General features: G+C 57.7%; 7 protein-coding genes. All 7 read right to left on the bottom strand.

The annotated features are described in order from the left end of the window. Window positions 1-1475: apolipoprotein N-acyltransferase (gene lnt / locus JW937_09665; GenBank protein ID MBN1587674.1), on the bottom strand; the 1475-nt coding region annotated here is incomplete at its 3' end. Then, window positions 1420-4176, bottom strand: a complete 2757-nt coding sequence (gene secA, locus JW937_09660; protein ID MBN1587673.1) for a preprotein translocase subunit SecA — start codon at window positions 4174-4176, stop codon at window positions 1420-1422. The genes secA and lnt, both read right to left, overlap by 56 nt. Further along, a protein-coding gene (gene prfB, locus JW937_09655; protein MBN1587672.1) for a peptide chain release factor 2 occupies window positions 4173-5280 on the bottom strand; the annotation gives its coding sequence in 2 pieces (ribosomal slippage) (window positions 4173-5207 and window positions 5209-5280; 1107 coding nt in all). Before prfB ends, secA begins: the two co-directional genes overlap by 4 nt. Window positions 5281-5393: 113 nt before the next feature. Then, complete coding sequence (locus tag JW937_09650; protein MBN1587671.1) at window positions 5394-6662, bottom strand: tetratricopeptide repeat protein; 1269 nt, start codon at window positions 6660-6662, stop codon at window positions 5394-5396. Continuing rightward, entirely contained in the window at window positions 6656-6949 is a 294-nt protein-coding gene (locus tag JW937_09645; GenBank protein ID MBN1587670.1) for an MGMT family protein, read from the bottom strand. Before JW937_09645 ends, JW937_09650 begins: the two co-directional genes overlap by 7 nt. Beyond that, a complete protein-coding gene (locus tag JW937_09640) occupies window positions 6930-8378 on the bottom strand; it encodes an excinuclease ABC subunit UvrC (protein MBN1587669.1) in 1449 nt (482 codons plus the stop codon). Before JW937_09640 ends, JW937_09645 begins: the two co-directional genes overlap by 20 nt. Beyond that, window positions 8375-9159 (bottom strand): polysaccharide biosynthesis C-terminal domain-containing protein (locus JW937_09635; GenBank protein MBN1587668.1); only part of this gene is annotated, 785 nt, incomplete at its 5' end. The genes JW937_09640 and JW937_09635, both read right to left, overlap by 4 nt.

Below are 9159 nucleotides of genomic sequence, written 5' to 3'. Positions count from 1 at the left end.
CCCTCCACCCAAGTCCAGCGCCCGTTGGAACCGGACACCGGGGAATAAATCCGGCCGTAGGAATCCACAAAACCCGAGACCCCGGTGTTGGCCGAGCGCACCACGCTGCGGCCGAACTCCACGGCCCTGAAAACCGAAGCCGCCAAGTGCTGGAAAGGAGCAGCCGATCGCCCAAACCACGCGTCATTGGTGATATTGATCAGGAACTGCGCGCCGGCCCGCACAAAGCTGCGCACCTGCGGGGCAAACACATCCTCAAAACAAATCATGACCGCAAATCGCGCAGGCTCCACGCGCTGAGGATTGTGGTGCGGCTGCGGATACAAGGTAAACACGTGCGGGGTTTTTCCCGGCGAGAAATCGCCTGTCACAATGAGCTGCCTCAAAACCGGCATCCAGCGTTCGCCCGGAATGTACTCCCCGTAGGGAACCAGGTGCAGTTTATCGTAGCGTTCCTCAATGCCCTGTTCCGTCAAAAGCACGGCGCTGTTGAAGTATTCAGGGAAGAAACCTGTTTCCAAATCCAAGCTGGGCGCTCCCACCAAAAGCGCGCTCTTCCCCTGCCCCGCGAGCTCCGCCAGGGTCTCTTCCAGAATCGGTTCTATGTTTACGTAACCGGGAGCCGAGGTCTCGGGCCACACAATGAGCTCTGCCCCTTGTTCCAGACTCTGTTTGGTGAGCTCCTGGTGCACCCAAAAAATATCGTCCGCAAATTCGGGTTGCCACTTGCGCTCTTGCGGGATATTCCCCTGGATCACCGCCACCTTGAGTTCGGAGGAGGCCTCCGCGGGCGCGGCCACGGCCAAACGCGCTGCCCCGTAGCCCAGACTCGTCACCACCAACAGCACCGCACCCAAGGCCTGGGTCAAAGTCAGGCCACGCACCTGTCCGCGGCTCAACTCAAAGATGAGCTCAGCCAAAACACAATTAACGGCCATGACCAAAAAGGACACGCCGTAAACTCCGGTAAACTCCGAAATCTGAATTAGAGGAAGGAATCGGTACTGCGAATAACCCAGCAGCGCCCAGCCAAACCCCGAAAACAGATTGGCGCGCAACCACTCCACCACTACCCAGGCAGCGGGTACGGCAACCAGGGCGCTGCGCCGGCTCAGCCAAAACGCAATCACCGCAAAGAGCGCAACGTAAAGCGCCATCCCCAGGCTCAGGAGCAGCCACCCAAAGACCGTGACATGCCAAAGCCAATACAGTAAGGGCACAAAAACGGCAACACCGGTGAGATAACCAAAAACAAAGGCTTGACGCGCTGAAGTGACGGTTTTGAGGCGAAGGAAGAAGGGTAAGAACGCAACCCATGCAAAACCGGCAAGCCAGGGCGCACCGATCTCACAAAAAGCCAGGGTGTGGAGAACGGCAGTCAGAAGCAAGTAGCTCCCCGCTTTCGCGGGGATGACAGTCTTAAGCGCCGTGGCACTTCTTGAACTTTTTTCCGCTCCCGCAGGGACAGGGATCATTGCGACCTACCTTGGCCATTTCGCGTTGGAAGGGCTGTGGCGCGCCGCCCTGGGGACGCTGCGGCGGGGGCATGAGCCCGCCCGCTCCGGACGCAGGACCCCGGGCCGGGTCAAAACCCGAAGCCTCGGCGTGGATGAACTGCTGCGGCACACTTTCGAACACACTGGTCTGCCGTGTTTCCGTGGCGGGCGCCAAACGATACAACAGGCTCACGGCTTCGGTCTTGACGTTGGAGATCATTTCCTCGAACATGTCAAAACCCTCGTGCTGGTACTCCACACGCGGATCGCGTTGCCCATAGCCGCGCAGCCCGATTCCCTCGCGCAACTGATCCATGTTGTAAAGATGGTCCTTCCACTTGGAATCCAGCACATGCAGGAGCACCTGCTTTTCCATATGGCGCATGACCTCAACGCCCAGGCTCTGGATTTTTGTTTCGTACGCGACCTTAAGGCCCTCGACCATCTGTTCCGCAATATCCTCGCGCTCCTGGGCCTCTTTGATCTCCAAATCCACGCCCGCAAAATTGTGAGCCCATTCCTTGAGCGCGCCCAGATCCCAGTCTTCCTTGTGCTGGTTTTCACCTAAAGTGATCGCCACCTGCTCTTCGACAATATCCTCCAGCAGCTCGTGAATATATTCTTTGAGATTCTCACCCTCCAGGATCTTGCGGCGTTCACCATAGACAATGAGGCGCTGCGTGTTCGTGACCCCGTCATAGGCAAGCAGATGCTTGCGGATATCAAAGTTGTGGCTCTCGACGCGCTTTTGCGCGGTTTCAATGGACTTGGTGACCAAGGGGTGCTGGATGTCCTGCCCCTCTTCCATACCCAGGCGCTCCATCACGCGGCTCAGCCGGTCCGATCCGAACACGCGCATCAAGTCGTCCTCCAAAGAAAGATAAAAACGGCTGGAGCCCGGGTCGCCTTGCCGGCCGCAACGGCCGCGCAGCTGGTTGTCGATGCGCCGCGCTTCATGCCGCTCCGTGCCCAGCACATGCAGCCCCCCGGCTTCGACCACCTCGGCGTGTTCCTTTTCCTGGCGCGCCTTGAATTCCGCCAAAACCTTCTTCTGTTCTTCTTCAGAAAGAGGCTTGCCCTCCAGCTCACGCTGTTGGAAAAGATTCCTTGCCAGGGCCTCGGGATTTCCGCCCAACACAATATCCGTACCGCGGCCCGCCATATTCGTGGCAATGGTCACCCCGCCCTTACGGCCGGCCTGGGCCACAATATCGGCCTCATGCTCGTGGTACTTGGCGTTCAAAACCGTGTGCGGGATATTCGCGCGCTGCAACAAACGCGAAAGATGCTCCGAGACTTCAATGGAAATCGTGCCCACCAATGTCGGCTGCCCTTTCTGGTGCAGCTCGGCGATCTCCCTGACCACGGCATCAAATTTCTCTTTGCGAGTGCGGTAGATCACATCGGAATAGGCCTTGCGGACCAAAGGCCTGTTGGTGGGTATCTCCACCACGTCCAGGTTGTAAATCTGCTTGAATTCGGTCGCCTCGGTCATGGCCGTACCGGTCATGCCCGCGAGTTTGTCGTACATACGGAAATAGTTTTGGAAGGTAATGGTCGCGAGAGTTTGATTCTCGCGCGCAATGGTCACGCCCTCTTTGGCTTCAATGGCCTGGTGCAGGCCGTCGCTCCAGCGCCGGCCGGGCATGAGCCGGCCCGTGAACTCGTCCACGATCACGACCTCGCCGTCCTTGATCATATAATCCACGTCGAGCTTGAACAGATAGTGCGCGCGCAAGCCGGCCACCACATGATGGGCCAGCTCCATGTGCTGCATGTCGTAGAGGGAGTCAATGCCCAAAAGCTCTTCCACGCGCACAATGCCCTCATCCGTAAGACTGATATTCTTGCTCTTCTCGTCCAGAGTGAAGTGGGTCTCCGCCTCCAGGCGCGGGACCAGCTTGTTGATTTGATAGTAGTGTTCGGTTGAGGCCTCTGCCGGGCCGCTGATAATCAGCGGCGTGCGCGCCTCGTCCACGAGAATAGAGTCCACTTCGTCCACAATGGCAAAGTGCAACTGGCGCTGCACACGGTCTTCCACGCGGATGGCCATGTTGTCGCGCAGGTAATCAAAACCGAATTCATTGTTGGTGCCGTAGGTGATATCCGAGGCGTAGGCCACGCGGCGGTCCTGGGGCATCATGTCGTGCTGGATGGTTCCCACGCTCAAACCGAGGAATTCATAGATGGGGCCCATCCACTCGCGGTCGCGGCGGGCCAGGTAGTCGTTGACGGTCACCACGTGCACGCCCTGGCCGGAGAGCGCGTTGAGGTAGGCGGCAAGCGTGGCAACCAGGGTCTTCCCTTCACCCGTGGTCATCTCGGCGATCTTGTTTTCGTCCAGAACAGCTCCGCCAACAAGCTGCACATCAAAGTGGCGCATCCCTGTAACGCGGCGGCTGGCCTCGCGCACCACCGCGAAAACTTCAGCCCGGATCTCCCGAAGAATCCTGTTTTCGATCGCCTGGCGCTCTCTGGAGTCCCCGGCTCCTTGAGCCTCGACCTCCATATAATGCTTGATGCGCTCGCGGAAATCACCGGTCATGGCGCGCAACTCGGCATCGCTCATGGCCTGGAATTTTTCCTCCCAGCCGTTGACCTGTACCGCCATCTCGCGCAAGACGCGCAAATGGCGTTCGTTCACCGTACCCAAAATTTTATTGATGATCCAATTGATCATTTTCTATTCTCCGCCGTCCACCTCAGATAGGCTTCCATGAATCCGTCCAAGGTGCCGTCCAATACGGCCGATGTATTCGACGTCTCGTAATCCGTCCTCAAATCCTTCACCAAATTATAGGGATGCAGCACATAGGAGCGAATCTGGCTGCCCCAGGCAATCTCCTGCTTTTGATCGTAGGCCTGGTCCAGCTCCTTGCGCTTCTCTTCCAATTCTCTTTCGTAGAGCCGGGAACGCAAAACCTTGAGTGCCGTGGCGCGATTCTTGTGCTGAGAGCGCTCGTTTTGGCACTGCACCACAATACCTGTGGGCAAGTGCGTGATGCGCACCGCCGAATCCGTCACATTCACATGCTGGCCTCCCGCCCCGCTGGAACGGTAGGTGTCCACACGCAAATCACTGGGATTGATTTCAATCTCCGCCGCGTCCTCGATCTCGGGAATCACATCCACCGAAGCAAAAGAGGTGTGGCGCCGCTTATTCGCGTCAAAGGGCGAGATGCGTACCAGCCGGTGCACGCCGATCTCCGCCTTGAGATAGCCGTAGGCGTGCCGCCCCCGAATAATGAGCGTGGCATTCTTGATACCCGCCTGCTCGCCGGAAAGGGAATCGATCATCTCCGTACTGAACTTCCGGATCTCGGCCCAGCGGGCATACATACGCAAGAGCATTGCGGCCCAGTCACAGGATTCGGTTCCTCCGGCGCCCGCGTTGACGCTTAAAATGGCGTTGGCCGAATCGTGGGGGCTGCCCAGCAATTTCTGAAACTCCAATTTGCCGACTGTGGCTGAAAGAGACTTGAGGTCCTTTTCCAGAACCGCCAGAGTCTCATGGTCGGAGGCCTCGACCATGCCCAAAAGTTCACCCAGGGCTTCGTAGTCCTGCAGCGCATTCAGAAAAGGCTCCAGCACCCCCTTTTCCTGCTTGAGGCGCTGCACCGTCTCCTGAGCTCGCGCAGGATCATTCCAGAATCCCTGGTCCGCCATCTCCGCCTCACACTCCCTGATACGCTCCTGCCGCTTTTCAGCGTCAAAGGTACCCCCTTAAGCTTTGCAGCTTGTGGCGCAACTGGTCGAGTTGTTCGCGGATCTCTTTGAGGGTCATTTGGGCTCCTGATATAAACCACGATTGTAGCATATCGAGGCAGGTCGTTAAATGGGGACGGATCTCACCTAACTCTAAGACTCCGATGGTGTTGGCGAGAACCGTCCCTGAAATTAGTCCAAATTTTGCAGGAAATGGCGGACGGCTTGGCGCCTGAAGTTCTCGAGACTGAGGGCACAACGCTCCTGCAGGATGCTCTGCAGGTCCGGATTTTGCCCCAAGTCCTCCAGAATTTGGCGGATGGACCAGAACCCGTAGCGGTCGATCAAGTAGCGCACAAGCATGGTGGATTGGTAGTAGGCTAAGCGCACCTCATCCGGGTTGGGGCTGTCAAAAGCGGCATCCAACGCATCAAAAGCATAGAGAGAGTTCTGCTCGATAGCCAAGCGCAGGTACTCCAGTTCCACCAGCGGCCGGTAGCCTCCCTCACATTCAGCCAAGCCCTCATTGAACCAGCGCGGGCAGCGCCCCTGAGCAAGTTCGTGAATCACCGCGTGCGTGTACTCGTGCCGCACCAAATTGGGGAGAGGGAGATCCTCATAGTCCCGGTCCACGACGCGCACCTTGCCGTCATAGGCGCCCGCTGCCCAGTGAGGCATATCCACGCCCCTCCTAAAATTGTCCGGATGATACACAAGCACCACAACCGTATGCTTGGGCCAGTAGCCAAAATCCTGTCCGACTTCTCTATAGACCTGGTTAAGCAGGGTGCGCATGCGCAGTTCATCAAACGGATCAAGGGCTTCGTCCACGCGCAATTCAAACGGAAACACGCCCACGCGTCTGAAATTGTCCTCTACAGGACGTTCCCTTTGCAATTTGTCCAAAGCCTTCTCAACCTCGCTCAGGTCCGGATCCAGCTCCAAGGCTTTTTGCCAAAGGTTTTCCGCATCCGCCAAGTCCTGGCGATCGTAGGCAATACTCCCCAGGAGCACGTAAGAAAGCGGCTCCTCGGGCCAGAGCTCCCGGGCGCGCCGCAAATGGGGTTCTGCCTCCTCTGCTCTGTGAATTTCCATCAGGGCCCGGCCGAGATAGAGATGGGCTTGGGCCAGATTGTGGATCACGGTCTCGGCCTGAGGGTCCAGCTCCAAGGCCCGGTTCAACAGCTCAATGGCCGGCTCAGGATCACTGTTGCGCAGAAGTTGCGTAGCCCGCTGGTTCAGGACCACGGCCAAATGCTTTTGGATCACCTCTTCTTCAGGAGCGAGCGCGTAGGCCTCTTGAAAATACTCCAGCGCTTCTTCCACGCGCGCGTCATTCATGGCCTCCACGCCCTGACGGTTAAGCTCCAGGACTTGGGGAGACGCGGCATGAACCGGGAGCGGTCCATAGACGTAGGCCCACACACAAAATGCAAGAATCGTTCCCGGAATCTTCAACATTCATACCCTTCTGCCTTCAACAAGCGGCGCTTGGCGGCAAGACCTTTGGCAAATCCGCCCAAGGAGCCGTCGCTCTTGACGACCCTGTGACACGGAATGAGGGGCGAGAGCTGGTTGCGATGGAGCGCATTGCCCACGGCGCGCGCCGCACCGGGCCGGCCCGCCTGCTCAGCCACCCAGCCATAGGAGCGCGTCTGGCCTTTCGGAATTTTGAGAATGGCGCGGTAGACTTTGCGCTGGAAGGGCGAACAAATCGCCAAGTATTCTTCAATATCGCCAAGATTCATCCAGGTACTCCCGTATCTGCGCGGCCCTGTTCGCGCTAATCCCCTCGCACTGCCGCAGCTCCTCTTCACTGGCGCGAGCCACAGCCAAAGGCGTGCCAAAATGCTCCAGCAACTGCGCCTTCCGGGTCTCTCCCACACCCGGGATCTGGTCCAACAAGGATAGCACGGCCTGTTTGGCCCGCAGCTTGCGGTGATGCGTGACGGCAAAACGATGCGCTTCGTCGCGGATCCGCTGGACTAACTGCAAAGAACCCGAATCCTTGCTCAGACGGACCGGCGCGCTCCGGCCCGGCAAAAAGATTTCCTCTTCCCGTTTGGCAATCCCGATAAGGGCCTGTTTGTTCAGGCCCAAACACAGGAGTTCCCCGTGAGCAGCCGAAAGCTGGCCCTTGCCTCCGTCAACCACAATCAAATCCGGCATCGCCTTTTTCTCGCGCACCAAACGCTGGTAACGCCGGCGCACCACCTGGCGCATGGACTCAAAATCGTCAATGCCCTCCACATCCTTAATCTTGTAATGCCGGTAATCTGCCTTAAGAGGCTTGCCGTCCTCAAAAACCACCATGGAGGCCACTGTCTGAGCGCCCTGGATATTGGATATATCAAAGGCCTCCAAGCGCCGGGGATAAACGCTGAGCTTCAAATCTTCCTTGAGTAGGCGCAGTGCGGGGACCGAAGAGGGTACGGCGTATTTCCCCGCAGGCATCACAGCCCGGGAACCCAAGGCGGTCAAAGTATCTCGAATGCGTGCCGCTTCCTCAAACTCCAGGGAGGCCGCCGCCCGATTCATCCGGTCCCGCAATTCCTTGATGAGTCCTTCGCGTCCGGAACTGACCAGAGTGACAAAATCCTGCACCATGGACCGGTACTCGTCCTCACTCACGTTTCCGATGCAGGGCGCACAACAAAGTCCCAAATGAAAATCCAGACACGCACTTTCGGGTAGCGTATTGCAACTGCGCAAGGGAAAGATCTGTCTCAGGTTCTTAACCGCGGCCTTGAGCGCCCCCGCGTCCGTAAAGGGACCGACCCAAAGCGCTTTCTCCTTGAGCTTCTTGCGCCTGCGGTCCACTAAAACGCGCGGCCATTTCTCCTTATCCGTGACGCGCAGCCACGGATAGCTCTTGTCATCGCGAAAGACCACATTGTACTTGGGCTGTTTTTCTTGAATCAGACTCGCTTCGTAGATCAAAGCCTCGTGTTCGGTGCGCGTGACCATATAGTCCATGTCAACGACCCTCTTCATCAGGGATTCGGTACGCGGCGCCAAACCTGTGGGCCGCACGTAGGAGGCCACGCGTTTACGCAAGGAACTCGCCTTTCCCACGTAAAGCACCTCGCCGTTCCCGTCTTTGAAGAAATAGACACCGGGCTGATGGGGCAACTTCCGGATTTTTTCCTGCAGTGTTTTTAGCCTGGGCTCACTCATGTGCGGCGCCATTTCCGAGTCAAGACTTTTACTTCCTCCACATTCAAGAGGACACAGCCGACTCCATAGAGAACAATGGAACCGCCGATCGAGAAGAACAGGGGCTTTTCGGCTGTGGCCACACAGAAGACCGCCATCAATAAGGTCGCCGCTCCGACACGCATCAGGGGTACACGCAGGGCCTGTGCAAAATTCAGGCCTTGGAGCCGGACGCCCAGCCAGCGCATCAGAAGAACACAGCTCAAGGTGCTGGAACAAGCAGTCGCCAAAGCCAATCCGCCGATTCCCAAAGGCCACATCAAGATCAAATTCAGGGCAATATTCGCGCCCAGAGCCGCTGCGCCCGCTTTGACCGGAGTACGGGTATCTTTCATGGAGTGAAAAGCAGCGACCAATATCTTATTCCACGCAAATGCCCAAAGCCCGAAAGCATAAAACATCAAGGCAAAGGACGTAATTTCACTGGAGTAAGCAGTAAACTCCCCTCTCTGAAATAGGGTTTCCACAATCGGCCGGCCCAAGAGCACAAGGCCCACACTCGCCGGAATCGTAATCACCAGTGTCGCGCGCAGAGCCGATAGCAGGGTGGCCTTGAAAGAGTCCATATCCTGTAAGGAGGCCTGCTGTGAAAGCGTGGGAAGCGCAGCCTGGGCCACAGAGATCCCGAAGATTCCCAGGGGAAGCTGCACCAGACGGCTCGCGTAGTAAAGCGCGGCCACGCCGCCCTCGCCCACAATAAAGGCCAGGGAGGCCAGCATGGTGTCCACCAAGACCGAGGCCT

It is taken from the genome of Candidatus Omnitrophota bacterium, assembly GCA_016929445.1.
GTDB lineage: Bacteria > Omnitrophota > Gorgyraeia > JAFGIU01 > JAFGIU01 > JAFGIU01.
Note: the sequence above shows the minus strand (reverse complement) of the source record. Positions and strands in the feature narration are given on the sequence as shown.